Annotated in this window: 22 protein-coding genes; all 22 read right to left on the bottom strand. The window is 65.0% G+C overall.

Annotated elements, in window-relative coordinates; all coding sequences use genetic code 11:
- Positions 1-118: 118 nt before the first annotated feature.
- Entirely contained in the window at positions 119-1,561 is a 1,443-nt protein-coding gene (fliD, locus tag ACIP0B_RS17185; protein WP_400834048.1) for a flagellar filament capping protein FliD, read from the bottom strand.
- Between the two features lie 81 nt (positions 1,562-1,642).
- Positions 1,643-1,999, bottom strand: a complete 357-nt coding sequence (locus ACIP0B_RS17180; RefSeq protein ID WP_217893137.1) for a flagellar protein FlaG — start codon at positions 1,997-1,999, stop codon at positions 1,643-1,645.
- A gap of 73 nt (positions 2,000-2,072) precedes the next feature.
- Positions 2,073-2,924 carry a flagellin domain-containing protein gene (locus ACIP0B_RS17175; protein WP_085577818.1) on the bottom strand — a complete coding sequence of 284 codons (852 nt, stop codon included), beginning with the start codon at positions 2,922-2,924 and terminating at the stop codon, positions 2,073-2,075.
- Positions 2,925-3,167: 243 nt separating this feature from the next.
- Positions 3,168-3,434: a hypothetical protein gene (locus tag ACIP0B_RS17170; RefSeq protein WP_085577819.1), complete on the bottom strand. Its 267-nt coding sequence runs from the start codon at positions 3,432-3,434 to the stop codon at positions 3,168-3,170.
- The gene (locus ACIP0B_RS17165; RefSeq protein WP_400834043.1) at positions 3,431-4,723 is read right to left on the bottom strand and encodes a motility associated factor glycosyltransferase family protein; all 1,293 of its coding nucleotides are present in this window, start codon (positions 4,721-4,723) and stop codon (positions 3,431-3,433) included. The genes ACIP0B_RS17170 and ACIP0B_RS17165 overlap by 4 nt, the downstream gene beginning before the upstream one ends.
- An 88-nt stretch (positions 4,724-4,811) precedes the next feature.
- Positions 4,812-5,738 (bottom strand): ketoacyl-ACP synthase III, encoded by a 927-nt coding sequence (locus ACIP0B_RS17160; RefSeq protein ID WP_400834040.1) that lies wholly within the window; start codon positions 5,736-5,738, stop codon positions 4,812-4,814.
- Between the two features lie 227 nt (positions 5,739-5,965).
- Positions 5,966-7,018 (bottom strand): pseudaminic acid synthase, encoded by a 1,053-nt coding sequence (pseI, locus tag ACIP0B_RS17155; protein ID WP_085577822.1) that lies wholly within the window; start codon positions 7,016-7,018, stop codon positions 5,966-5,968.
- The gene (pseG, locus tag ACIP0B_RS17150; RefSeq protein ID WP_400834037.1) at positions 7,015-8,517 is read right to left on the bottom strand and encodes a UDP-2,4-diacetamido-2,4,6-trideoxy-beta-L-altropyranose hydrolase; all 1,503 of its coding nucleotides are present in this window, start codon (positions 8,515-8,517) and stop codon (positions 7,015-7,017) included. The genes pseI and pseG overlap by 4 nt, the downstream gene beginning before the upstream one ends.
- Positions 8,514-9,209: a pseudaminic acid cytidylyltransferase gene (pseF, locus tag ACIP0B_RS17145; RefSeq protein ID WP_400834034.1), complete on the bottom strand. Its 696-nt coding sequence runs from the start codon at positions 9,207-9,209 to the stop codon at positions 8,514-8,516. The genes pseG and pseF overlap by 4 nt, the downstream gene beginning before the upstream one ends.
- On the bottom strand, positions 9,206-9,826 hold the full coding sequence (locus ACIP0B_RS17140; protein ID WP_400834031.1) for a pseudaminic acid biosynthesis-associated methylase: 621 nt from the start codon (positions 9,824-9,826) through the stop codon (positions 9,206-9,208). The genes pseF and ACIP0B_RS17140 overlap by 4 nt, the downstream gene beginning before the upstream one ends.
- A 28-nt stretch (positions 9,827-9,854) precedes the next feature.
- A complete protein-coding gene (gene pseC, locus ACIP0B_RS17135) occupies positions 9,855-11,012 on the bottom strand; it encodes a UDP-4-amino-4,6-dideoxy-N-acetyl-beta-L-altrosamine transaminase (RefSeq protein WP_085640295.1) in 1,158 nt (385 codons plus the stop codon).
- Positions 11,009-12,010 carry a UDP-N-acetylglucosamine 4,6-dehydratase (inverting) gene (gene pseB, locus ACIP0B_RS17130; RefSeq protein ID WP_085577827.1) on the bottom strand — a complete coding sequence of 334 codons (1,002 nt, stop codon included), beginning with the start codon at positions 12,008-12,010 and terminating at the stop codon, positions 11,009-11,011. The genes pseC and pseB overlap by 4 nt, the downstream gene beginning before the upstream one ends.
- 29 nt (positions 12,011-12,039) lie before the next feature.
- Entirely contained in the window at positions 12,040-14,955 is a 2,916-nt protein-coding gene (locus ACIP0B_RS17125; RefSeq protein ID WP_085694623.1) for a TIGR00180 family glycosyltransferase, read from the bottom strand.
- Positions 14,956-15,009: 54 nt separating this feature from the next.
- Complete coding sequence (locus tag ACIP0B_RS17120; protein WP_085577829.1) at positions 15,010-15,747, bottom strand: cephalosporin hydroxylase family protein; 738 nt, start codon at positions 15,745-15,747, stop codon at positions 15,010-15,012.
- Between the two features lie 17 nt (positions 15,748-15,764).
- The gene (locus ACIP0B_RS17115; protein ID WP_400834026.1) at positions 15,765-16,835 is read right to left on the bottom strand and encodes a class I SAM-dependent methyltransferase; all 1,071 of its coding nucleotides are present in this window, start codon (positions 16,833-16,835) and stop codon (positions 15,765-15,767) included.
- A complete protein-coding gene (locus tag ACIP0B_RS17110; RefSeq protein WP_400834024.1) occupies positions 16,825-17,682 on the bottom strand; it encodes an NAD-dependent epimerase/dehydratase family protein in 858 nt (285 codons plus the stop codon). Before ACIP0B_RS17110 ends, ACIP0B_RS17115 begins: the two co-directional genes overlap by 11 nt.
- Complete coding sequence (locus ACIP0B_RS17105) at positions 17,679-18,905, bottom strand: methyltransferase domain-containing protein (RefSeq protein ID WP_400834022.1); 1,227 nt, start codon at positions 18,903-18,905, stop codon at positions 17,679-17,681. Before ACIP0B_RS17105 ends, ACIP0B_RS17110 begins: the two co-directional genes overlap by 4 nt.
- Entirely contained in the window at positions 18,902-19,462 is a 561-nt protein-coding gene (locus ACIP0B_RS17100) for a dTDP-4-dehydrorhamnose 3,5-epimerase family protein (protein WP_085631121.1), read from the bottom strand. Before ACIP0B_RS17100 ends, ACIP0B_RS17105 begins: the two co-directional genes overlap by 4 nt.
- On the bottom strand, positions 19,459-20,541 hold the full coding sequence (rfbG, locus tag ACIP0B_RS17095; RefSeq protein ID WP_085640304.1) for a CDP-glucose 4,6-dehydratase: 1,083 nt from the start codon (positions 20,539-20,541) through the stop codon (positions 19,459-19,461). Before rfbG ends, ACIP0B_RS17100 begins: the two co-directional genes overlap by 4 nt.
- On the bottom strand, positions 20,523-21,296 hold the full coding sequence (gene rfbF / locus ACIP0B_RS17090) for a glucose-1-phosphate cytidylyltransferase (protein ID WP_400834018.1): 774 nt from the start codon (positions 21,294-21,296) through the stop codon (positions 20,523-20,525). The genes rfbG and rfbF overlap by 19 nt, the downstream gene beginning before the upstream one ends.
- 255 nt (positions 21,297-21,551) lie before the next feature.
- A complete protein-coding gene (locus ACIP0B_RS17085; RefSeq protein ID WP_400834015.1) occupies positions 21,552-23,558 on the bottom strand; it encodes a calcium-binding protein in 2,007 nt (668 codons plus the stop codon).
- A 271-nt stretch (positions 23,559-23,829) separates the two neighbouring features.
- The coding region (locus ACIP0B_RS17080; protein WP_400834012.1) for a calcium-binding protein at positions 23,830-25,268 on the bottom strand (1,439 nt) is incomplete at its 5' end.

Raw genomic sequence — 25,268 nt, 5'->3', positions numbered from 1 at the left:
TTTGCCACAATGACTCGTATAGCCAATATATCGCCAGCGAGTCGGGAAACTTTAGACCATAAGACAAAAACCCGGCGCACGCTCAAGTGCGTAGCCGGGTTTTTGTCATTCTTGCGTGTTACTTCGCAGATTGCTGAGCGGTCAGCGACGTGAAGAACGACGTGATGTTGCTCGCCGTGGCCTTCATTTGCCCTACGAGCAAGTCCATGGCGTTGTATTTGGCGGTCAGCGTCTTGGTCAGACTGGCCACCCGGATATCCAACGCTTTCTGCTGGTCGGAGATGTCCCGGGTATTGTTGTTCAGGATCGCGAGCCGCTGATCCAGCAAGCCCTTGGTCTTGCCGTCGGCCGAAGCCTTGAGGTACGGATCCACGGACTTGCTCACGCGCGCCAGCAGACCGTTGGTGTCGTCGGTGCCGGTGAACAGTTGCTGCACCTGGCCGGACGCCCCCGGAACCGCCATCGCCTTGTTGAAGGCCGTGGTGTCGAGCTTCAGGTTACCGGTGAGGGGATCGGTGTTCACGCCGATTTCCGACAGGAACGAAATCTTGCCGCTGGTCTTCGTGTTGGTGAACTCGGCACGGATGCCGGCGATCAGCGAGCGCGGCAAGGCATCGCCCGTGAAGGCGGCCTGCACGGTCAGCTTGCCGTCTTCGTCCGGCGTCGCCTTGGACAGGCTGTCGACAGTGCTCTTGAGCGTGTTGTAGGCGTCGATGAAGGTCTGGAGCGACGTCTGCAGGCCCTTGGTGTTGTTGTCGACGGTGATCGTGGTCGGCGTCGCGTTGGCGGCCACCAGGTTCAGGGTCATGCCGCTGATCGCACCGGAAACCGTGTTGCTCTTGCTGGTCACCGGCAGACCGTCGATGGTCAGCGACGCATCCTTGGCGAGACCGCCGACAGAGCCCGAGTCACCGGCCGCCGGAGTGGCCGACATGACCTTGGTGCCGTCGATTTCCAGGCCGGCGATGCCGCTGACACTCATGTCGGAGCCCGCACCGGTCTTGTTCGAGCTGATCACCAGACGCGAGGCGCCGCTGGCGTCGGTCACGATGTTGGCGGAAATGCCATTGCTGCCCTGGGCCGTGTTGATGGCGTCGCGGGTGCTCTGCAAGGTGGCGTTGGCCGGAATGGTGACATTGTAATCAGTGCCATTCTGACTGATTTTCAGGGTACCACTCGGAATGGCACTGGACGCACCGCCGGCGAAGGCCGCGCTGGCGACTTTCGAACCTGTGGCCAGATTGTTCACGACGACGCTGTAGGAGCCGGACACCGCGGTGTTGTCGGAGGTGACGGTCAGCGTTTCAGGCTTGCTCGACGTGGCCGTGTAACCGGCGAACGCAGGGTTGGTCTTGCTGCCCAGGGTGGCCAGCGTCGACTGGAATGTGGTCAGCGCGCTCTTGAGCGTGCCCACACCCGAAATCTTCAGGGTGTTGTTTTTTGTCTGGGTATCGAGCTGCGTCTGCTTCGCTGCCTTGTCGGCATTGACCAGCGCGGTGACGATCGCACCGATGTCCAGGCCGGAACCCAGGCCGGTACCCGGTAGAATTGGACTTGCCATGTGCATCTCCCTTCAGTTTGCTGCCGGTCTTTTGACCTTTGCCAGCGCCTAAGACACTTCAAACACTATTCATGCCAGTTGTCAGACTTTGGCGTCGAACAACACGTGGCTCGCGTTGGCCAGGCTGTCTGCCAGCTTGAGCGCCTCCGCGGAGGGGATCTGTCGAACGACCTCGCCCGTCTCGCTCGCGATCACCTTGACGATGACCTTCCCGGAGTTCTCGTCGATCGAAAACTCGAGGTTGCGCTTGATCGACTGCACGAACTTCTCGATCTCCTGCACGGCCAGCTTCAACTTGGTCTCCTCGGTTTCACGGGTCTTCTTGTCCGCGACGGGGGTGACTTCAGCCGCCTTGGCAGGCTCGGACGGTTTTTCAGCAACGGTATTCGCTGGCTTGGGAGCCGGATAAGACACGTTAAGCTTGACGCTCATGTCCATGTCCATCACCTCCTAACGTGAAAAAGCGAGAGAGCACGACCAGCGCACTCCCCCGCCTAAACTCATTCCGAAATTACTGAAGCAGCTTCAGTACGGCGGAAGGCAGTTGGTTGGCTTGAGCCAGAACGGAGGTCGAAGCCTGCTGCAGAGTCTGCTGCTTGGTCAGGTTAGCAGTTTCCGCGGCGAAGTCGGTGTCTTGTACGCGACCTTGTGCAGCGGTGGTGTTTTCGTTGATGTTCTGCAGGTTCTGGATGGTGCTGGTCAGACGGTTCTGCGAAGCACCCAGGTTTGCACGGGTTGCACCGATGGTGGCGATAGCGGCGTCGATAGCGGTGATCGCGTTGTCGATGTTCTGTGCAGCGCCAGTTACGGTAGCACCGGTCAGAACCACAGTACCGCTGCCTACGGACAGGCTGGCGGCGTCGAACTTGGCGCTCAGCACCAGGTCGATGTGGTTGGCGGAGCCAGTGTTCGCGCCCACTTGCAGGGTCACAGTACCAGCCGAACCGTCCAGCAGGAACTTGCCGTTCAGGTTGGTGGACTGAGCGATACGGGTCAGTTCGTCAGACATCTGAGCGAATTCGGCGTTGGTCGCGGTCTGGTCAGCGGTGCCGTTGGTTCCGTTACGGGCTTTAACAGCCAGTTCACGCATACGCTGCAGGATGTCGGTCGAAGCTTGCAGAGCGCCTTCAGCGGTCTGGGCAACGGAGATACCGTCGTTGGCGTTCTGGATGGCCTGGGTGTTACCGCGGATCTGCGAAGACATGCGGTTGGAGATTTGCAGGCCAGCGGCGTCGTCTTTGGCGCTGTTGATTTTCAGGCCGGAAGACAGGCGCTGCATCGAAGTCGACAGAGCGTCGGAAGCACGGTTCAGGTTTTTCTGAACGTTCAGCGACGTGGTGTTGGTGTTTACAGTTAAAGCCATGACGAATTCCTCGTTGGTTGGGTACTGCGGCTTCCGGCCCTGGCAACCGCCGGGTATGGCCTAGAGAACCTTCGTAATAGTTATCGTCGGGATCGCAGGTTGCTTGAGGGCTTTTTTCAAAAAATTTGCCATCAACCTGCCACCCCTCAGAAAACAAGGACTTAGCCGCCCTTTACCCACGAAAAAATGACGTCATAAAACCGTCCGCGGCGCAAACCTGCGGGCTAGCGCCTCCGCTGCCGTTCAGCCCGGCAGGTTTTGCAGAAGGTCGACCAGTTCACATTCCATGTAATCGGCCAGTCCCAGCCAATCCTGGCGCTCCTGGCACGCCAGGATGCGCGTCAGCACCTGCATCCACCCCTGCTGGTTTTCTGCCGTTGCGCCGACCATCAGCCGCTGCGCTTTCTCGAACACATCGACCATCTCCAGCGCCGCTTCGACATCCCGCCCCAACCGGAACAGCCCGGCACATTGTCGACACTCGTCGACGCACTGCTGCAACGCACTCATTGCACGAACTCCTGGTTGAACCCCGTCCCGGCGATCCTCGCACCCGCCCGGCTGCTGTTGAGGAACTCCACCTGCGGGTGTCGGGCGATGTAGCGCTCCAGCACGCAGAGGTAGCCGCGGAAGTTGAGCTGGGTCTTGACCCGCTCGCCGTTGCCGTCATGCACCCAGTGCCGCGCCTGGTTGACCGACGGCCCCAGGTCGCCGTCGCCCCAACCGGCGTGGGTCTTGTTCATCGGAAAGGCGAAGTCGGCGCCGAACAGCGTGATGCTCGCCGCGCCCATCTTCACCGCCAGGTCCACGGCGGGATGAATCACGCTGCCGCCCACATGCAGCAAGGCCCGCGGGTGCCGCTCGCGCAGCTCGGCATAGACCGGGCTGAGCGAGTAGCCGCCGTAGCGCTTGCCCTTCCAGGCCTTCAGCACCTGCGGATCGCTCATCGGCAGGTACACCAGCGCAATGCCGTCGGAGCCTTCGAACGGCAAATGCCGGAAGCTGATGCGCTGATCGATGCTCACCACAAGATCCGGCACGATCCCGTGCTCGCGCAGCGGCCGGTAAGCGGTGTCGACGCAAATGAACAGCGGGCGCTCGGCCTGAGCGCGAATCTGCGCCAACTGCTCAAGGTGTCCCTCCAGGGTCGGCCCGGTGGCGATCACATAGACCTCACGGCCGGCGCAGGTGCCGAACAGTTGCGCCACGTCGTCGTCCGCCAGCAGCACCGGCAGACAATCCTGCAAGCGCTGGACAATGAACGGCGACTGCGGGTCGAACTCGCGGTTGTTGAAGCTCAGGTGCACTTCGCTGACCAGCCGATCGCGGATCTTCGCGTTGTAGTCGTCGGCCAGCAGCATCTCCGCCGGCAGGGCAAAGAACGGCGTGCAGATGTCGCAGAGATCCCCGGCGTACAACAGCTCCACCCGGGCATCGTCCAGCCAGTGGCGCTGATCGAGCAGTTGCAGCACCAGCGAGAACAGCGCGCCGTTGAGGATGTGCACGTACAGCCGCTCAAGTCCCGGGCGCTCCAGCAGCACCGCCGGCAAGTCCCCCAGGCCCGTGCCGTAGACATGCAGTTGCGCCTTGTCGGCCGGCAGGCTCGCCGCCTGGATCCGGGCCTCGTGCACACGGTCGTGGCGGCTGGTGAGCTGGATGCCGGCCACGCTCAGTGTCGCCCCCAGCCCCTGCGTCAACTCTGCCTGGACCGCCGAACTGTCCTCGGCCATCAACCGCGCGGACAGCGCCGGCCAACGGCGTTCGATGACCTCGGCGTTATCCCGGAAAAACTCGCTCACTGGCACCTCGCATTTCGTTCAGGCAAAAAAATGGCGTTCAAGGTTAACCCTTGAACGCCATTTTTGTATCCGTTGTTTCCGGCCGGGCTCAGGGACGGTAGATGATCGCCGAACCCCACGACAGCCCGACGCCGAAACCGCTGAGCGCCACACGCTGCCACGACGAGTCCAGCGCATGCTTCTCCAGCAGCAGCGGAATGCTCGACGACACGGTGTTGCCGGTCTCGACCATGTCCTTGACGAACTTCTCCGGGTCGCCCTCGAAGCGCCGCGCCACGGCATCGACGATGGCCGCGCTGCCCTGGTGGATGCAGAACGCATCGATGTCGTCGGCCTTGAGGCCCGAATCGTCGAGCAGCTCATGCAGGTGCGCCGGCACCTTGAGCAGCGCGAAGTTGAACACCTGGCGGCCGTTCATGAAGAACACGCCGTCGGTGACCTTCAGGTGCGGCGCGCCGGAACCGTCGGTGCCGAACTTGGCCTTGCCCAGCGCCCAGGTCGGGTCTTCGCCCATCCAGGTGGCGGTGGCGGCGTCGCCGAACAGCATGGTGGTGTTGCGGTCTTCCGGGTCGACGATCTTGGAGTACGGGTCGGCGGTGATCAGCAGGCCGTTCTTCAGGCCGGCGGCTTCCATGAAGCCCTTGATCGCATAGATGCCGTAGACGTAGCCCGAGCAGCCCAGGGAAATGTCGAACGCCGCGACGTGGGTCGGCAGGCCCAGTTTGTCCTGGACGATGGCCGCGGTGTGCGGCAGGCCTTCTTCGTCGCCGTTCTGGGTGACGACGATCAGGGCGTCGATGGATTCGCGTTTCAGGTCAGGGTTGCTGGCAAACAGCGCATTGGCCGCTTCGACGCACAGGTCGGAGGTTTCCTGTTCTGCGTCCTTGCGCGGCAGGAAGGCCGAACCGATCTTGCCGAGGATGAACTCTTCATCCTTCTCGAATTTTGCACCTTGTGCGTAATTGTCCACGCCGGCTACAGGAACGTAGCTCGCAATGCTTTTTATGCCAATCATTACGGCTTCCCAATAATAAACAGCCCAATACCACCGCTCGCAAGGATTTCGAGGGGCGCCGACAAACAGAAAACGGCCGCCGCAAAGGGCAGCCACGGGGAGCGCAAAGGGCTATCACTGGAACCGAATCACGGGCCAGGCGCCATCTCCCCGGTCAATACAATACAGTGAAGATGCGCGTTATGACTCGCAGGTCACGCTATTTTGCCGAATCGGTGCGGATCAGGTCATTCGACCAAGGACCAGTCCAGCGGCGTGCCGCGTTTGATCGGCTGGCGCGCACGGCGCCCGAGGACGTTTTCGGCGTGCTTGGGCGCCAGGCCCAGGCCGGGACGGATGGCGCGCAGGTTGGCCGCCGTGAAGGGTTCGCCGGCCGCCATGTCGGCGGTGACGTACAGCGAGCGGCGATAGACCAGCGACTTGCGCTCGGCCTCGGTGACGCCGTAATGCACCTGGCCCAGGGCCTGCCAGGCGCGCTCGGTCTCCACCACCAGGCTGGCCAGTTCGGCCGGCTCCAGCGAGAAGCTGGCGTCCACCCCGCCGGCCGAGCGGTCGAGGGTGAAGTGCTTCTCCACCACCGTCGCCCCCAGCGCCACGGCGGCGACGGACACGCCGACGCCCATGGAATGGTCGGACAGCCCCACCTCGCAGCCGAACAGTTCGCGCAGATGGGGAATCGTGCGCACGTTGCTGTTGAGCGGCGTCGCCGGGTAGGTGCTGGTGCACTTGAGCAGCACCAGGTCCTTGCAGCCGGCCTCGCGGGCGGCGCGCACGGTCTCGTCCAGCTCGGCGAGGCTGGCCATGCCGGTGGAGATGATCAGCGGCTTGCCGGTGGCCGCCACCCGGCGGATCAGCGGCAGGTCGGTGTTCTCGAAACTGGCGATCTTGTAGGCCGGCACATCGAGGCTTTCCAGGAAGTCCACCGCCGTGTCGTCGAACGGCGTCGAGAACGCGAGCATGCCCAGTTCCTTGGCCCGGGCGAAGATCGGCGCGTGCCATTCCCACGGGGTGTGGGCCTTTTCGTACAGGTCGTACAGCGAGGTGCCGGCCCACAGGCTGCCGGGATCCTTGATGAAGAACTCGCCTTCGGCCAGGTCCAGCGTCATGGTCTGGGCGGTGTAGGTCTGCAGCTTCAAGGCATGGGCGCCGGCCTTGGCCGCCGCTTCGACGATCTGCAGGGCCACGTCCAGCGACTGGTTATGGTTGCCGCTCATCTCTGCAATGATGAACGGCGGCGCGTCGGCACCGATCAGGCGGTCACCGATCTTGAAACGGCTCATGGGCGGGATTCCTTCAGGACACGGGTGAACGCACAGGCACTCTGGGAGAACCCGGCGTCGCGAAACACATTCAATGAGGCTTGGTTGGCCGGCAGCACCTGCGCGGTGACGGCGGTCAGCTGCGGCCAGTGCGCGGTGACGAACGCTTCGCCACGGGCCAGCAGCGCCCGGCCCCAGCCGAGGCCGAAACGCCCCTCCAGCAGGTAGATCGACACTTCGGCCTCGAAACCGCGCAAATCATAGCGCAGCACGCCGACCGGGCCGTCGTCGGCCTCGGCGATCAGCAACAGACGCCGGGGATTGCTCAAGCTCGCCGTCAGCCAGTTCAGGTGCTGCGGCCATTCGATCACGCCGGATTCCAGCGACCAGCGCCGCACCGGCTCGGCATTGCGTCCGTCAAACAGCAGTTGCGCATCGTCCGTCGTCGCCGGCCGCACCGTAAGCACCGCGCCGGCCAGCGCGGCCGCGACCCGCAGGGCACCGCGCCCGTCCACCAGTGTGCGCGAACGCTCGGCCAGGCTCTGGCGCAAGTAATGGTTGTTCACCACAAAGCCGACCGCCTGGCGCAGCTGCTCGACGCTGACCTGCTCACGGGTGCCCATGAACACGTGCGCACCCGCCGCCGCCATCACTTCGCCGTTGGCCTGCTGGTTGTTCGACACCGCGATGCAGATCGTCGGCAGGCCCAGGGCCGCCCGCTCCCAACTGGTGCCGCCGCCGGCGCCGATGAACAGGTCGGCTTCGGTCATGCGTCGGTGGAAGTCACTGACGAAACTGTGCAGGCGCCAGTTCGGCCGCGTCTCGGCCAACGCCTGCATCTGCGTCCAGGCCGGGTTGTCGGCGCCGGCGACGAAGTCCACCTCCAGCTCGGGAAAGTCCGCCAGCGCCAGCATCGCGTGATGGGTCTGCCGGGCCGCATCGAAGCCGCCGAAGTTCACCAGCACACGCTTGGCCACAGGCTTGATGGCGATGGGCGGGCAACTGAATTCCTGGCGCAGCATGGCGTAGCGCGGGCCGAGCAGCGTGCGGCAATGCGCGGGCAGCAGCGGCCGGTAGTCTTCGTGCAGGCCGGAGAGGTTCTGGTTGAGCAGCAGGTCGACGCTGTAGCGGCGGGTCGCCAGGTCGTCCACCGCTGCGATCCGGGGCGCCCAGCGGCGGGCGGCGGTCTGCCAATGGTGGTCGAGGCCGTAATGGTCGGCGATGATCCAGTCGAACCCGGCCTGGCCTTCCAGCTGCGCGGCCAGCGCGTCGATGTCCGCCTGCCACGGCAGCATCGATTCGATGGCCTGGTGCGGGTCTTCGCCGGGGTAGCGCTCCGGTAGCGCGAAGGTCTCGAAGCCCTCGGCCTGCAAAGCCTCCAGGCGATGGCCCGGCAGCCGGCGGCAGGCGAACGCCACATGGCTGCCCTGGGCGCACAGCACCCGGGCCAGCGGCAGGCAGCGGGCGATGTGGCCACTGCCGATGGTCGGCGAGGCGTCGGCGCGGATCAGGACTCTCATGTCAGTTCTCCGCCGGCCTTGAGCGCGGCGTAGAGGTACTCGGCCCGCATCCAGTCTTCCGGGGTGTCGATGTCCTGCACCAGGTGCCTGGGCAGGATCACCGGCAGGCTGGCCGGCGAATACAGCGCCTCGCCGCGCAGCCAGGCCTCACGGCGGCCCCAGTAGAACTGGCCGGCGTCCTGGAACGCCTCGGGCAGATCCTGCGAACGGGTGTTGCGAAACTCAGGGTACAACGCCGTCAGGGCGCCCTGTCCGTCGAGGGTCAGCGCGCGCTGCACCGGGAAGCCGAAGCCGCACACGGAGAAGGCGAACGACTTGTCCGGATGGCACTCCAGCGCGTCGAACCCTTCGCGCAGATAACGCGCCTGCAACAGCGGCGCGGTGGCGTACACGCAGCAGGCGTAATCGAACGCCGGCAATTGCCGCAACGCGTGTTCGATCACCGCAGCGGTGCCGGTGAAGTCATCGGCCAGATCCGCAGGACGCAAGAACGGCACCTGCGCGCCATGGGCTTGTGCGACGTCGGCGATCTCCTGATCGTCGGTGCTGACGACGACCTGGTCGAACAGCCCTGACTCGAGCGCCGTGCGGATCGAACGGACGATCATCGGCACGCCGTCGAACGGCTTGAGGTTCTTGCGCGGGATGCGCTTGCTGCCGCCCCGGGCCGGGATGATCGCCACGTTGCTCAAGGGCGTTTTTCCAGCAGGAACCAGGTGATGTCATCCACCGGGAACTGCGGGTCGCGGTGGTAGGCGAAGCCGTAGTCCAGCAGGTGCAGGTCGGCGTAGCGGTCGAGCATTTCGCCGGCGAAGTCGCGCTTGAACAGCTTGCCGCTGTTGCCGCGGTAGGACACCTCCACCGGCGCCGGGTTGTAGTATTCGGCGATCAGGATGTAGCGACGGCTCAGCTGATACAGCTGTTCGTAGGCATTCGCCAGCAGCTCGGGCGCCAGATGGATCAGCACGCCCTTGCTCAGGGTCAGGTCGTAGCTGCGCTCGCGGGGGAAGTCGAACAGCGAGCCGTGCCAGATCTGCGCGATGTCCAGCGCCCTCGCCTGCTCGCAGGCGCTGGCGTTGATCTCGACGCCGAACAGCTCGCACCCGGGCAGCAACTGACGCAATGCCTGCAAGTTGTTGCCGGCGTTGGTGCCCAGCTCCACCAGGCTGTCGATGCGCCCGGCGCGGGCCAGCGCCTTGGCGAACAGCGCCAGGTTGGCCGCCACCAGCGGCTGGCCGACGTTGCGGCCGACATACTGGTTGCCGAACTCGCCCTGCCAGAACTTTTCCTGTTCGCTCAAATCACGCATTTCAGATACCCGTCCGCCGCAGCGGCATTCATTCGGTCAGGCGGCGCAACTGCTCGACCACATGATCCTGCTGCGCTTCGGTCAGCAACGGGAACATCGGCAGGCTGATGGCCTCGGTGTAATAGCGCTCGGCCTCGGGGAAATCCCCTTCGGCGAATCCGAGCTCTCGGTAGTACGGCTGCAGGTGCACCGGAATGTAGTGCAGGTTCGCGCCGATCCCGGCCGCCCGCAAGCCTTCGAACACCTCGCGGTGGCTGCGGCCGATGCGCTCGGTCTGCAGGCGCACCACGTACAGGTGCCAGGCGGACTCGGCCTCGGCCTGGGCGCTGGGCAACGTCAGCGGCAGGTACGCCAGCAGACGGTCGTAGCGCGCCGCCAGCTCGCGGCGGCGGGCTACGAAGGCGTCCAGCTTGCCCAGTTGCGAGAGCCCCAGGGCGGCCTGCAAGTCGGTGATGCGGTAGTTGAAGCCCAGCTCCACCTGCTGGTAGTACCAGGGGCCGTGGCTGGGTTCGGTCATCTGCTGCGGGTCGCGGGTCATGCCATGGCTGCGCAGGCGTTGCAGGCGCTCGGCCAGTTCCCGACGGTTGGTCAGCACCATGCCGCCCTCGGCGCTGGTGATGATCTTCACCGGGTGGAAGCTGAACACGGTCATGGCGGCGAACTCGCCGCAGCCGACCGGACGCCCGGCGTAGCTCGCCCCCACCGCGTGGGAGGCGTCTTCGATCACGGTGAAGCCGTAGCGCTCGGCCAATCCGGCGATGCGCCGCATGTCGCAGCTCTGCCCGGAGAACGCCACCGCCACCAGCACCTTGGGCAGCGTGCCGTTGCCTTCGGCCTCATCCAGCTTGGCGGCCAGCACCTCGGCGTCGAGGTTCCAGGTCAGCGGGTCGATGTCGACGAAATCGACCTCGGCGCCGCAGTAGCGCCCGCAGTTGGCCGACGCCAGAAAGGTGTTCGGCGTCGTCCACAGGCGGTCGCCCGGCCCCAGCCCCGCCGCCACGCAGGCGATGTGCAGCGCCGCCGTGGCGTTGCTCACCGCCACGGCGAAATCGGCCTGGCAACGCTCGGCCACGGCCTGCTCGAAGCGCTCAATGGTCGGCCCTTGGGTCAGCCAGTCCGAACGCAGCACCTCCACCACCGCATCGATGTCCGCCTGGTCGAGGCTCTGCCGGCCGTACGGGATCATGCCGAGAGCTTCGCGTGCAGGTCGGCGATCTGGCCCACCGACAGGAAGTGCGGGTTGGTGTCGGAGCGGTACTCGAAGTCCTCGCCCACCGGCCGGCCGCGCTCGCCGAGCTTGTCCACGGAGAAGTCCACGTCGACGCTGGTGAAGCGGATCGACGGCTGGATCGTGTAGTGGTCGTCGAACTCCAGGGTCATCCGCGCATCGTCCAGCGGCACCATCAGCTCATGCAGCTTTTCCCCCGGACGAATGCCGACGTGCTTGTGCGGCAGGTGCTCGGCCATGCCCAGGGCCAGGTCGACGATGCGGATCGACGGGATCTTCGGCACGAACACTTCGCCGCCGTGCATCCGCGCAAAGCTGTCGAGGACGAACTGCACGCCGTGGTCGAGGGTGATCCAGAAGCGGGTCATGCGCTCGTCGGTGATCGGCAGCTCCCGGGCGCCTTCGGCGATCAGTTTGCTGAAGAACGGCACCACCGAGCCCCGCGAGCCGGCCACGTTGCCGTAGCGCACCACGGCGAAACGGGTCTGCTGCTCGCCGGCGATGTTGTTGGCGGCGACGAACAGTTTGTCCGACAGCAGCTTGGTCGCGCCGTACAGGTTGATCGGGCTGGCGGCCTTGTCGGTGGACAGTGCCACCACCTTCTTCACGCCGTTGTCGATGGCCGCGGCGATGATGTTCTCCGCGCCGTTGACGTTGGTGCGGATGCATTCGGTGGGGTTGTACTCCGCCGCCGGCACCTGCTTGAGCGCCGCGGCATGCACCACGTAGTCGATGCCGCGCATGGCCTGGCGCAGGCGGTCGGCGTCGCGCACGTCGCCCAGGAAATAGCGCATGCACGGCGCGTTGAACGTCTGCTGCATTTCGTATTGTTTGAGCTCATCCCGGGAGAACACCACCACCCGCTTGGGCTGGTACTGCTCCAGCAGGCGGCGGATGAACTGGCGGCCGAACGAGCCGGTGCCGCCGGAGATGAAGATCGATTTACCGTTGAACATGTCTTGAGTCCCGTCCCCTGCGCGAAGGCTTAGGCAAGCAGTTGCGCCCAGTCCAGCGAAGCGCTTTCGTTGAGGGTGTAGCCTTTGCCGGTCAGGCTCAGGTTCGCGTTGTAGGCCTGATCCCCGGCGAAGGCCGCGGCCCATTTTTCCCGCAGCGCCTCAAGCGCTTGCGGCGCCTGCGGCAGTTGGCCCGGATGCAGCACCTGCACCGACGGCGTCCATACGGTGAGGTAGCCGGCCTGCCCGGCTTTCAGGCACAGGTCGACGTCGCTGAAGCCGTCGGCGAAGGTGCTGTCGTCCAGACCGTCCAGACCATCGAACAGCGCCTTGCGCACCATCAGGCAGACGCCCGACACCGCCGAATAGCCGTGCTCCACCGAGAGGCGGTACAGGTAACCGTCAGCGTCGTGCTTCTCGCCGATGAAGGCCGAACCGACCCCGCCGTTCAGGCCCAGGATCAGGCCGGCCTGGCTGACCTTGCCGTCGCGGTCGACCAGTTTCGGGCCGACCACGCCGACTTCCGGACGCAGCGCGTGGTTGAGCAGCGAGTCGAGCCAGTTCGGGTTGACCACCTCCGCGTCGGCGGCGAGCAGCACCAGGTACTCACCCTGGGCCTGCCGGCTGGCGGCATTGATCAGCGCCGGTTCGCTCAACGGCTGCTCGGCGCGCAGCACCTGAACCTTCGGATGCTGATAGGCGCCCAGCCAGTCGTTGACCTCGGCCGTCTGCTGCGTCGTCGCGGCCACCAGGATCTCGTAATGGTGATAACGGGTACGCAGGAGCACGCCTTCCAGGCAGCGCTGCAAGGCAGGCAAGTCGTTGCCGGCCGGCACGATCACCGACACCAGCGGACGCTCAGTGTGGTGGTAGTCGATCTGGTAGATCCCCGGCGTCGAGGACGTGACCTTGGCCTTGTAGCCGCGGGTGCCCAGGTGACGCAGCAGGGCCAGGCGCTCGTGAGGGTTCTCCTCAAGCTTCGGCGCGCGGGCGATCAGCAGCGGCTCGTCGAGGTGGGCCAGGCTGTTGAGGCCGTCCTGCTCGAGGATGCGCAGCAGCAGGTCGAACTCCAGCGCCTTGCTGAAGTCCGCCCGATAGCCGCCGACCGCGACCAGCGCCTCGCGGCGGATCAGCCAGTGGCGCGCCATCATGCCCGGCAGGCTCAGCAGCAAGTCCAGGTTGAAGCCCGGACGGAACACATCCGCCAGCGCGCCGCTGTCCTGACGCTGAATCTCGTCGGTGGACACCGCGCTGCAGCCGTCGGCGGCCATCAGTTCCAGGCTGGCGCGCAGCAGGCCGCCGGCGGTGAACTCGTCGCCCGCTTCGGCCAGCAGCACCCAGTCGCACGGCGACTGGCGGGCGCTCTGATTGAGCTTCTCGACCAGGTTGCCCGGCGTGACGCGGACAAAGTGCAAGGTGTTCTGCGCCGTGGTGGCGGCCGGCGGCTCACCGGTGGTGAACACGACAATCCGGAACGCCTTGCACTGGCCTTCGAGCAGGCTATCGAGGGTGACCTGCACCTTGTCGATGTCGTTGTCCAGGTCCAGCAGGAACACGCCGAACTGCGGGCCGCCGCCGTTGACCGCCAGGTGCCCGGCAATCGCTTCGCGTTGCTGCGCATCCGGCTGACGCGCGGCCAGCCACTTGAGCAGCTTGCCGGACTGCATCTTCCCGAACGTCTGACGGTGATCCTCCAGGGTCACAGCCTCCAGGCGCGCGAGCCAGTCGCGGGTCTTCTGCGCCTCTTCGTCTTCGCCCGCCTGCTCCAGCTGCGCCAGCAGGCGCTTGAGCACTTCACGGTTGAAGGCGTTGAGGTCGTGGGCCTGCCACAGACGGTCCAGCACGCTCTCGGCGGTGTCGTTGTTGCGCGCCTGCAGCAGGTGCGCCTGACGGGTCCACACGCCCTCCAGCCCGTTCAGCTGAACGCGGCCGGCCGGCATGGTGTGGAGCATGAATTCGATCTGCTCCAGGCGATCGAAGAAGGCCTGGTTGTAGAACGGCATTTCCACATACTGCAACGGCCCGAACCGACGATCCGGACGCTTGAGCGCCTGGTGCCAGGTGGATTGGAAAATCAGCTCGGCGGTCAGTGCGCGCCCCGATTGCAGGCTGTCGACCATCGCCTCGAAACTCTCCAGGGCGAAGGCCTTGCCCTGCTCGGCGTCCAGTCCCTGGATGCCGGTGGGCAACGATGCCAGGAACTCGGCGAACGCCTCGCGCTCGGCCACCGACTTGGCGTCCATGTACGTCAGCGAGTGGTACACCTCGGTGCTGTGCTCGGAGTTGCCGTAGTTGATTTCGCGCACCACGTAAGGGATCGGCAGGATCCGCGCCTTGGCGCAGGCCAGCATGTAGTACACATGGCCGATCTCCTGCCACTGGAAGCTGGTGCCGGCCGGCATCGCCGCGTGCCAGGACTTCATCAGGTCGGTGCGGGTCACCGCGTAGAACGGCGGGATGTACTGGCTCATGTAATCGATGACGCGGTCCTGGGCCCGCTCGGAGCCGTAGTCCTCGCAGACCTTCTTGTCGCGGCGGTAGTAGCTCACGTCGCCGGCCAGGGTCAGGTACATCAGGCAGTAGCCGTGGCACATGCCGTAGTCGGGATGGTCTTGCAGGAAGCCCACGGACTCGGCCAGCGAATCGTGCAGGATGAAGTCGTCGTCCGCCGCCAGCACGGTGTACGGCGTGGTCACGCGCTCCACGCCATAGGCTAGCTTGGCCTGCATGCCCCAGTAGGCGAACTGCGGCACGTGGTGATAGTCGACGGCGGAAAAGTCGCCTTCGGGCAGTTCCGGACTCGAGTCCAGCACCATGATCCTGCAAGGCAAGGCGCTGTAATACTTCACCGCCCGGCGCAGGAACGCCGGACGATTATGGGTAAACAGCACCACGGTCAACAGCTCATTGAGCACCGGCGCCTGTTCCGAACCGTACTTGCCTTGCATAACCTCTCCCCACTACCGGCGAATCGCCAAATCTACGCTTTGATGATGTTTCGATTAACGCACGCGACGCAGGTAGCCGTCCGGCGCCACGGTGATCAGCAGCTTGTTCTGCAGCTGAACGTCGATCTCGAAATCCTTGTTCTCTTCCAGGTACTTCCACACGGCGGTCTTCGGGTTGTCGCCCGGGCCCCACGGACGATCCGGGAAGAAATCGGCCGGCATGTCTTCGACCACGGTGTCCATCACCACGCAGTAGCTGTCCACCGACACCAGCGGCGCGTACAGGCGCAGTTCTTCGAGCACGTGGTCGTGGGTGTGGTTGGAGTCCAGCACCAGGATGACCTTCTTGCCTTCGGCGGCGGCGCGCACCTTGGCGGCGATCTCAGGGTCGATGCTCGAACCTTCGATCATGGAGATGCGCTTGCTCATCGGGTGGCTCTCGATGGCTTCGCGGTTGTGCGGGCGGATGTCCAGGTCGATGCCCAGCACTTCGCCGTGGCCTTGCAGCTCCAGCAGCGAGGCGTAGTAGATGATCGAACCGCCGTGGGCGATGCCGCACTCGATGACCAGATCCGGCTTGACCTGCCAGATGATCTCCTGCATCGCCATCATGTCTTGCGGCAGTTGGATGATCGGGCGGCCCATCCACGAGAAGTGGTAGCTGTACTTGTGCTTGGCCGATTCGTTGAAGAAGTCCCGGGCCAGGCCAGTGAGCTTCTGGTCGTCGCCCTGCTGGGCGATCTGCTCGCGGCACTCGGCTTCGAAGGCTTTGTTGATGCTGTTGTCGGTCATGTTCACGATCTCGGTAGTCACTGGAACGAAGCGCTGTCAACGGCGTGATAGACGTAGCGTCCATCGGTCATCCGCTTGATCTCTTCGAGGTAATTGGAATTCATCACAAACAGGTTGGCGCCTTCGGGCAAGGCGTCCATGGCCTCCTGCGGCGAGGACACCCGGGCGCCGCTCAGGGGCAGGTAGCGCCCCTGCTTCGCCGGGTTGATGTCCACCACGCGGTCCACCGCCACGCCCGCCCGTTGCAGGAACAGCGAATAGATCACGCCCTTGGAGGACGCGCCCCAGATCGCCGAACCCTGTCCGGGCGCGGCCTGGATGATCTGCACCGCCCGCTCGAGGCTGGCGGTGAAGCCGTCCGGCAGGGCCAGGCGCGGCACCGGTTGCTCCGGGAGCAGGCGCAGCGTGGCCAGGTCGGCGACGATGTAAAGGTATTGGCCGCCGAACAGGTGGCCGGCCTCGTGCACGGTGCCGAACATCCGGCGCAGGTCGTCGAGGCGGAAATAGTTGACGTGCTCGTAGAACAGGTCGAACCAGGCGCGGTGTTCGAGGATCCAGTCGAAGCACGGCACTTCGATGTAGATCTGCCCGCCCTGGTTGGCTTCGGCGATCACCGCCAGAAAGCTCACCGGATCCTGGATGTGCTCCAGCACGTGGCGCAGCACGACGGCGTCCGCCGCCAGGCCCAGGCCACGGGTGAACGGGGCCTTGATCACGTCGGCGTTGTTGCCTTCGTAGGCCGGGTCGATGCCGGTGATGCGGTAGCCCAGGCCCTTGAGCAGCTCAAGGAAGTAGCCCTTGCCGCAGCCGACCTCGATCAGCTCCCGGCCCTTGAAGTGCTTGGCGATGATGCCTTCGACGTCGTGCAGGTGCTTCTGGAACTGGCCGGAGTGGGCCTGCTCGTTCTGGTAGTCGGCGTCGTAGCTGAGCTTGTCGGCGTCGAACGCCGCGTTGAAGATCAGGCCGCTGCGCTCGTCCTGGACCAGCAGCATGTCGGCGCGGGCCGACGCCTTCGCCGACTCGGGATCGGCAAAGGTGCGGTTCTGCAGCACCGGCAGGTCGGTGGCGCGGTACAACTCATGCTTCATGGCGGTCTCCCAGTAACTGTTGCAGACGCTCGGTCACCGCCCAGAACGCCATCGGCTCGTGGGTCGGGTACGGGTAGTGGCCCAGGTTCAGGTCCAGACGGGCGCCGCGCTCGCGCAGGCGTTGCTCGACCAGCGAACGCACCGACACCGGCCGGCCGCTGGCGCAGTTGACCGTGCCGTCGAAACCGCGCCGCTGGAGGATCGCGGCGAGGTGCCCGGCGGCCGTCTCGATCGCCAGGAAGTCCCGCAGTTGCTCACCCGCCGACATGTCGAACGACGGCGCTCCGGCCTCGATGGCCCGGTCCAGCGCCGCCAGCAGGCTGTTGGGGTTCTGCCCTTCGCCGTGCAGGTAGAACAGCCGCGCCCATTGCAGGGTGAACGGCAGCTCTTGCTGCAGGGTGCGCAGGAACAGGTGCAGCGTGTGCTTGGCCAGGCCGTACGGGTTGGCCGGCTGCGGCGCGGTCTCTTCGCTGAGGGGGCCGCTCTGCATGCCGTACTCGAAGCAGGTGCCGGTCACCAGCACTTGCTTCACGCCCGCCTCCACCACGCTTTTGACGAAGCGGTAGTCGGCCATCAGGTTGTGTTCGAAATGGAACAGCGCGCGGTAGTTCGGCAACCCCGGCCAGGCCAGGTGCGCGAGGGCGTCGACGCCGTCGGTCAAGGCCACGGCATCCAGGTCCGGTGCGTGAATATCCGCCGCCACGAACTCGACGTCGTTGATCCACGGCATGCCTTGCGCAGTCTGCGCATTGCGCGCCACCGCCCGCACCGTGCAGCCGCGGGCGAGCAGCGCCGCGACCAGGTGGCGACCGACGAAGCCGGTGGCTCCGGTGACCAGGACCTTCACAGGACTTTCATCTCCGGCACGGCGATCACGAAGCGCCCGTCCCACTGACGCACGTGCGCCAGTTGCTGGCTGACTTCGTGCAGCAGGTTCCACGGCAGCACCAGCACGTAGTCCGGTTTCTCAAGATCGATGCGCTCAGGCGCCACGATCGGAATGCGGCTGCCCGGCAACAGCTTGCCCTGCTTGTGCGGGTTGGCGTCGGCCACCCACGCCAGCAGGTCTGGCTTGACCCCGGCGTAGTTGAGCAGCGTGTTGCCCTTGGCCGCCGCGCCGTAGCCGACCACGCGCTTGCCGTCGGCCTTGGCCTTGAGCAGGAAGCGCAGCAGGTCGTGCTTGATGCGTTCGGCGGCGGGCGCCAGCGTCGCGTAGTAGCCGGCGGTCTTCACCCCGGCGTCGAGCTCGGCCTGCAACTGCTGCTGCACCGACGGCTGCACGGCGCGGCGCTCGCCGTCCCGGCGCTGCACGAACACCCGCAGCGAACCGCCATGGGTGCTCAGTTGGCTGACGTCGAAGACTTCCAGGCCGTTGCGCTCGCACAGGGTCTGCACGGCGGTCAGGGACAGGTAGGAATAGTGCTCGTGGTACAGCGTGTCGAACTGCGCGCCGGCCATCAGCGTCAGCAGTTGCGGGAATTCGAACGTGGCCACGCCGGTGGGCTTGAGCAGCGTGGCGAAACCGCCGAGGAAATCGTTGATGTCCGGTACATGGGCCAGCACGTTGTTGGCGGCCATCAGGTCGGCGGCCCAGCCGTCGGCCTTCAGTTGCGCGGCGGTGTCGCGGCCGAAGAACAGCTCGCGGATCTCCAGGCCCTTTTCCCGTGCCGCCTGGGCGGTGCTGCGGGTCGGCTCGACGCCCAGGCACGGGATGCCGCGACCGGCCACGTACTGCAGCAGGTAGCCGTCGTTGGCGGCCACCTCGACAACGCGGCTGTCGGCGTCCAGGCCGAAGCGCTCGGCCATCTCGGCCACATAGCGCTCGGCATGGGCCAGCCAGGTGCTGGAGAACGAGCTGAAATAGGCGTACTCGGCGTCGAACAGGCTGTCGGCGCGGGTGTAGTCCTCGGTCTGCACCAGCCAGCATTGCTGGCACACGGCGACCTTCAAAGGCACCCATTGCTCGGCCTGCTCCAGGCGGTCGGCATGCACGTAGGCGTTGGACGGCGGCGAGGTGCCGAGGTCGATCAGCGGCAGGCTCAGCGGTGCGGCGCACCCACGGCAATTCATAGACGCACTCCAGCGAAGTGTTGATCGAGCGCGGGATGGCTGGAGTCCCGCGCCGACAAATTATTGACAGGCAGCGGCCAGGCGATGGCCAGCCGCGGATCGTTCACCGACAGCCCGCCCTCGTGCTCCGGCGCGTAGTCGGCGCTGTGCAGGTAAAGCAGTTCGGCGTCGTCGGTCAGGGTCTGGAAGCCGTGGGCGAAGCCGGCCGGAATCAGCAGGCTGCGGCCGTCGCCGGCCTTCAGGTGTTCGGCGTGCCAGTGCAGGAAGGTCTCGGAGTCCGGGCGCAGATCCACCGCCACGTCCCACACCTCACCGCGCAGGCAGGTGATCAGCTTGGCTTCCGGCGCATTGGCGTTCTGGTAATGCAGGCCGCGCACGCTGCCCTTCTCGCGGGTGCAGGAGTGGTTGATCTGACGGATGTGGAACTCGCGACCGAACGCACTCAGGCTGCCCTCGCAGAACAGCCGGGCGAAGTGCCCGCGCTGGTCTTCGAAGCGTTTGTGGCGGACGTTGAACAGCCCGGCCAGCGGCAGGGCCTGCAAGGAGAATTCGCTCACAGCGCGCCCCGGTACAGGTTCAGTTGGCCGAGGGAGACCCGGCGCATGTCATCGCCGTTCTGCCAGGCCAGGTGCCAGTCGAGGGTCTGGGTCAGGCATTGCTGCAAGGTCCAGCGCGGCTGCCAGCCCAGCACCTGACGGGCGCGGCTGCTGTCCAGGCGCAGCAGGCCGGCCTCGTGCAGCTCGCTCGGCTCGATGCGCAGGCCGCGGGCCTGGGGCCAGCGGTTGGCGAGCAGTTCGACCACTTCGCCGACGCTGCACATGTCCGCCTCGCCCGGGCCGAAGTTCCACGCACCGGCGTACTCCGGGCCCTCTTCGTAGAGGCCGGCCGCCAGTTGCAGGTAGCCGGCCAACGGCTCCAGCGCGTGCTGCCACGGACGCACGGCCTGCGGGTAGCGCAGGGTCACCGGCTCGTCCGCGGTCCAGGCCTTGAGCACATCGGGGATCAGACGCTCCGGCGCGAAATCGCCGCCGCCCAGCACGTTGCCGGCGCGGGCGGTGGCCAGCGCCAGGCCGTGTTCGGCGTACTTGTCCGCCGGGAAGAACGACGCCGCGTAAGACTGCGCCAACAGTTCGCAGCAGGCCTTGCTGCTGCTGTAAGGGTCATGCCCGCCGAGGGCTTCGTCCTCGCGGTACGGCCACAGCCATTCCTTGTTGGCGTAGACCTTGTCGGTGGTCACCAGCACGCAGGCGCGCACGCAGCCGACCTGACGGATCGCCTCAAGCAGGTTGAGGGTGCCCATGACGTTGCTGGAGTAGGTGCCCAGCGGATCGCGGTAGCCTTCGCGCACCAACGGTTGGGCCGCCAGGTGCAGGACGATCTCAGGCTCGGTGTCGGCGATGATCTCCAGCAAGGCGCCCAGGTCGCGCAGGTCGCCGCGCTGATCGTTGATGCCTTCGTGCACCCGCGCCAGTCCGAACAGGTTCGGTTCGGTCGCCGGGTCGAGGGCGAAGCCGCTGACCTGCGCGCCCAGGCTTTGCAGCCACAGGGTCAGCCAACTGCCCTTGAAACCGGTGTGGCCGGTGACCAGGACCCGCTTGCCGCGCCAGAACTCCGGACTCAGGCCCATTGCTTCCATGGGGCCTCCCCGCTCTGCCACAGCGCTTCGAGGTGGTTCTTGTCGCGCAGGGTGTCCATCGGGTGCCAGAAGCCTTCGTGCTGGAACGCCTGCAACTGCTGTTCGGCGGCGAGGTTGGCCAGCGGCTCGGCTTCCCAGGAAGTCTGATCGTCAGCGATGTAAGGCAGCACCTTGGGCGACAGCACGAAGAAGCCGCCGTTGATCCAGCCACCGTCGCCCCGGGGCTTTTCGGTGAAGCCCAGCACGCGGTCGCCGTCGCGCTCCAGCGCGCCGTAGCGGCCCGGCGGCTGCACGGCGGTGACGGTGGCCAGCTTGCCGTGGCTCAGGTGGAAGTCCACCAGCTCGCCGATGTTGAGGTCGGACACGCCGTCGCCGTAGGTGAAGCAGAACGCCTCTTCGCCTTCCAGGTAGCGTGCGGCGCGGCGCAGTCGGCCGCCGGTCATGGTGTCTTCGCCGGTGTCCACCAGCGTCACGCGCCATGGCTCGCTGTAGTTCTGGTGCACGTCCATGCGGTTGTTGCGCATGTCGAAGGTGACGTCGGAGGTGTGCAGGAAGTAGTTGGCGAAGAAGTCCTTGATCGCGTAGCCCTTGTAGCCGAGGCAGATCACGAAGTCGTGGATCCCGTGGGCGGAATACTGCTTCATGATGTGCCAGAGAATTGGCTTGCCGCCGATCTCGATCATCGGCTTGGGCTTGAGGTGCGACTCCTCGCTGATGCGCGTACCGAGCCCACCCGCCAAAATAACTGCCTTCATCGTCTCCCCTCTCGTTCGTCACAGGGCTGCGCGCGGCGTTCTTGAGCCTGGCGGGCCTTCTGGCTAAACCTTTTTGCCGGTGCGGGCGCCGGGGCAATGGCCGCGAGCGCTCGTTTTATGGCGATTTGAGGGGGACTTGCAGGAAACGCGCCAGCTCTGCGGGCGTTGCGTCGGCGGGGACGGCGGGCATGAAAAAGGGATGGATCCGTTGCCGGGGCCATCCCTTTCGTGTGGCTGCATCAATGCATCGGTGGATCAGCCGAAAAGCGCGAACCCGTCGACAGTGGCACGCAGGTCGTAGGACTGGCCGTCGGCGGTCTGCAGGATCTCGATGTTGTCATTCCCGGCATACCAACCCTGCAGCTTGACGCCGCTGTCCGGAACGCCGGCGCTGCCATCATTGACGCTGTGCAGGTACGCGTCGTCGCCGACACGGGTGACGTTCAACTGGCTGATGTTGGCAATGGTATTGAGGATCAGGGTGTCGTTGATCTCCCAGCCGGGCTGGTCCTGAATCGTCACCAGACCGGTCGTGTTGACGATGTAGGTATCGTCCCCGCTGCCGCCCATCGCGACGCCGCCGCTGTTCGACTGCCCGGCAAGGTTGAGCACCAGCACGTCGTTGCCGCCGCCACCGGACAACAGGTAATGGCTGCCGGTACCGGTGAGCAGGTCAAAGCCCTCCTCACCAAAGGCACTGCCACTGCCGACCGTGATGGTGTCATTGCCATCGCCACCGTAGGCAAGGGTGCCCAAGTCATTTTTGGCACCGACGATCACGTCATCGCCGGCACCGCCATTGAGGATGTCAGCCTGCGCGGCATCGCTGTCGAGCCCCGACTTCAGTCCGCCGTAAAGGTAGTCGTTGCCGTAGTCGCCGTTCAGCGTGTCGTTGCCGTCGCTGCCTTCGAAGATATCGTCGCCCATGCTGCCCGTCATGACGTCGTCGAAGTGACTGCCACGCAGCGCCTCGATGTTCAGATACATATCGCCCTGGGCCGTGCCGTTCTGGCCCAGTTGCCACATCCCGACCGCCACACCGACATCGCTGTCCTCATAGCTGACGGTATCCATCCCCTCGCCGCCGTCGAAGACATCCTGACCGAGACCACCGTAGAACACGTCATTGCCGATGCCACCGACGATGATGTTGTCACCGTCATTGCCATAACCTGTGAAATCGGCAGTGCCGGTGTAGGTCATTTTTTCGATGAACGGATCCATCTTCATCAGCGACAGGTTGGTGTACAGCTCGTCAAAGCCATCAGTCTCGCCCTCGATGATGCTCACGCCAATGCTGTTGACCGTATAGATGTCACCGCCTCGGCCACCTTCGAAGGTGATGCCCGCCGAGTTGGCGGTGAAATGGTCGGCCAGATCCGAACCGACGATTTTTTCCACGTTGATCAGGGTGTCGCCTTCGGCGTAGCCACCCGTTCCAAAGGCCTTGCCATCGTGGAATTCGAAGGTGACCGCATCGTTCGAACGGCTGTAGTCGGCAGCGTCGAAACCATCGGCGCCGTCCATGACCATGGCGCTCTCGCCGGCAAAGATCACATCGTTGAAATTCGAGCCCTGCACGCCCTCGATACTCGAGTAGGTATCGCCGAAAGCGAAACCGGTGGCGCCCCAGATGCTGGACAACTCGATACTGAGCCCTTCAGGGCTGTCGGTGTAGCTGACAGTATCGAAGCCTTCACCGCCCACGAACTGATCGCCGCCATCGCCGCCCCACAGCACGTCATTGCCGGCACCGCCAACAATCACGTTCATCTGGGCATTGCCGTAGCCCTTGAAGTCGCCCGTGCCGGTGAAGGTGAGTTTCTCCAGGAACGGATCAAGCTTCATGGTGTTGACGCTGGTGCGCAGCTCGTCATAGCCGCCCCGTTCCTCTTCAATGATCGTCACGCCTTCGCTGTCGATGAGGTAGATATCGTCACCGCCCGCACCCTCCAGCGTCACCCCGGCAACCGAACTGGCCAGCGTGTCGTTGTTGGAGCTGCCGATGACTTTCTCGATATTGACCAGCGTATCGACGGATCCATCCGCCTTGGTGACCGTCGCCAGCGTTTCGCGCAGATCGACACTGACCCCCGCCTGCATCAGCCCATAGTCCGCCGCATCGAACCCTTCCCCGCCATCCAGAAGATCCGAGCCGGCGCTGGCCCAAAGCCGATCGTCCGACTCCAGTCCGTAGAGTTCGTCATTGTCTTGAGTGCCGCCCATGAAATCCGCATCACTCGTTCCATTTATCACTGCCATGTGTTTCTTCCTTGCGTGGTTGTTGAATCCTGAACCGGTGGCGCAGACTTCTCTCCCAGGCCTGCCACCTGATCACCTAAACGGCGAATACGAAGCTATCGACTCGAAAAAACCAAAGCTTGAGACCCGCCGCGAAAAGGACTTTGCGGTGGTCGTCGGGTATGAACGCCAGCCGCAAAAAAGGCACGCCCCCGAATCTTCAGATCCGGGGGCGTGCCTTTTTTAGGCCGGCGTGTTCAAGCAAACACTTCAACCCTTCGCAGCGCGCCGATCAACCAAACAGGGCAAACGCATCACCGTTGGCCGGCAGGTTGATCAACTGTCCGTCGGCCGTCTGGATCTGCTCGATGGTGGCGGAGCCGGCGAACCAGTCCTTGAGCAGCACCCCCTCCTTCGGCGTCTGCCCGGCCACGAACTTCGAATCGTGCAGATAGAGGTCGTCGCCGACGCGGTCAGCGAGCAGATCCGTACTGCGGATGAACGACAGAACCACTGTGTCGCCACGGCTGGCGCCGTCATCCTGGATCGAGACCAGCGCCCGGGTGTTGACGGTATAGGTGTCGTCACCTTCACCGCCGTTGGCCCAGCCGCTGCCCTGCAGCACCAGCCGGTCGTCGCCCGCGCCGCCGAACAGCGAGAAGCCGGTGCCCGTGCCGGTCAGCAGGTCATTGCCGTCGCCGCCGTCGGCCATGCCGTAGGTCACGGTGATGACGTCGCCGCCCGCTTCGCCGTAGGCGCGGCTGCCGTGGTCGTCGGCGGCGGTGACGATGGTGTCGTTGCCGTTGCCGCCGTAGATCACGTCGGCCTGCGGCCCGTTGGTCAAGCCGTCGAGGGTGAACGGCCCGATCTGCGACACCAGGCCGCCATAGAGGTAATCGTTGCCGTCGCCGCCGTAGATGACATCGTTGCCGAGGCCGCCTTCCAGGTAGTTGACGCCGGCATCGCCAGTCAGGCTGTCGTTGAAGTGACTGCCCACCACCCGCTCGATGTTGCGCAGCACATCGCCCTCGGCGTCGCCGCCCTGGTTGACGTTGGTCTGCAGGTTGACCGTGACGCCCGTGGCGCTGGTGATGTACCAGACGCTGTCCTGGCCTTCGCGCCCGTCGATGGTGTCGGCGCCGGCACCGCCGATGAAGGTGTCGGCCAGGCGCGAGCCCGACAGCGTGTCGTTGAAGCCGGAGCCCTGGAACAGCTCGATGTTGACGTAGGTGTCGCCCGCCGCATCGCCGGCGTTGGCGCCGGTGGTCAGGTCGATGGTCACGGCGCTGTCCGAGAGCTCGTAGCTGACCAGGTCCTGGCCTCCCGCGCCATCCAGGCCCATGGCCGAAGCAGCGCCATAGAAGATGTCGTTGTAGTTCGACCCGCGAACCGCCTCGATGCCGGTGTAGGTATCACCGGCAGCGATCCCGGAGTGCACGCCGGTCTTCAGGTTGAGGGTCACCGCCACTTTGCTGTCGAGGTAACCCACTGTGTCGTAACCGGTGCCGCCGATGAACTGGTCCGCGCCCGCGCCACCGTACAGCGTGTCGTTGCCCGAACCGCCGGTGATGATGTTGTCGCCGGCATTGCCCCAACCGGTGTACGCGCCGTTGCCGATGAAGGTCAGGCGTTCGACATTATCTGCCAGGTAGGTGCCGCTCGGGTTGACCACGGTGACGCGCACTTCGTCATTGCCGCCGCCGGCCTGCTCGACGATGGTCGGTGTCATCC

Source organism: Pseudomonas sp. NPDC089534 (assembly GCF_044749305.1).
Classification (GTDB): Bacteria; Pseudomonadota; Gammaproteobacteria; order Pseudomonadales; family Pseudomonadaceae; genus Aquipseudomonas; species Aquipseudomonas ekonensis.
Note: the sequence above shows the minus strand (reverse complement) of the source record. Positions and strands in the feature narration are given on the sequence as shown.

What these genes read in the sequence shown, in the direction of transcription:
- ACIP0B_RS17140 (WP_400834031.1), bottom strand. Translation starts at nt 9,826, where the DNA reads ATGCGTGATTTGAGCGAACAGGAAAAGTTCTGGCAGGGCGAGTTCGGC.
- pseI (WP_085577822.1), bottom strand. Translation starts at nt 7,018, where the DNA reads ATGAGCCGTTTCAAGATCGGTGACCGCCTGATCGGTGCCGACGCGCCG.
- ACIP0B_RS17160 (WP_400834040.1), bottom strand. Translation starts at nt 5,738, where the DNA reads ATGATTGGCATAAAAAGCATTGCGAGCTACGTTCCTGTAGCCGGCGTG.
- ACIP0B_RS17125 (WP_085694623.1), bottom strand. Translation starts at nt 14,955, where the DNA reads ATGCAAGGCAAGTACGGTTCGGAACAGGCGCCGGTGCTCAATGAGCTG.
- ACIP0B_RS17105 (WP_400834022.1), bottom strand. Translation starts at nt 18,905, where the DNA reads ATGAATTGCCGTGGGTGCGCCGCACCGCTGAGCCTGCCGCTGATCGAC.
- ACIP0B_RS17115 (WP_400834026.1), bottom strand. Translation starts at nt 16,835, where the DNA reads ATGAAGCATGAGTTGTACCGCGCCACCGACCTGCCGGTGCTGCAGAAC.
- ACIP0B_RS17175 (WP_085577818.1), bottom strand. Translation starts at nt 2,924, where the DNA reads ATGGCTTTAACTGTAAACACCAACACCACGTCGCTGAACGTTCAGAAA.
- rfbF (WP_400834018.1), bottom strand. Translation starts at nt 21,296, where the DNA reads ATGAAGGCAGTTATTTTGGCGGGTGGGCTCGGTACGCGCATCAGCGAG.
- ACIP0B_RS17085 (WP_400834015.1), bottom strand. Translation starts at nt 23,558, where the DNA reads ATGGCAGTGATAAATGGAACGAGTGATGCGGATTTCATGGGCGGCACT.
- rfbG (WP_085640304.1), bottom strand. Translation starts at nt 20,541, where the DNA reads ATGGAAGCAATGGGCCTGAGTCCGGAGTTCTGGCGCGGCAAGCGGGTC.
- pseG (WP_400834037.1), bottom strand. Translation starts at nt 8,517, where the DNA reads ATGAGAGTCCTGATCCGCGCCGACGCCTCGCCGACCATCGGCAGTGGC.
- ACIP0B_RS17120 (WP_085577829.1), bottom strand. Translation starts at nt 15,747, where the DNA reads ATGACCGACAACAGCATCAACAAAGCCTTCGAAGCCGAGTGCCGCGAG.
- ACIP0B_RS17180 (WP_217893137.1), bottom strand. Translation starts at nt 1,999, where the DNA reads ATGGACATGAGCGTCAAGCTTAACGTGTCTTATCCGGCTCCCAAGCCA.
- pseC (WP_085640295.1), bottom strand. Translation starts at nt 11,012, where the DNA reads ATGATCCCGTACGGCCGGCAGAGCCTCGACCAGGCGGACATCGATGCG.
- pseB (WP_085577827.1), bottom strand. Translation starts at nt 12,010, where the DNA reads ATGTTCAACGGTAAATCGATCTTCATCTCCGGCGGCACCGGCTCGTTC.
- fliD (WP_400834048.1), bottom strand. Translation starts at nt 1,561, where the DNA reads ATGGCAAGTCCAATTCTACCGGGTACCGGCCTGGGTTCCGGCCTGGAC.
- ACIP0B_RS17170 (WP_085577819.1), bottom strand. Translation starts at nt 3,434, where the DNA reads ATGAGTGCGTTGCAGCAGTGCGTCGACGAGTGTCGACAATGTGCCGGG.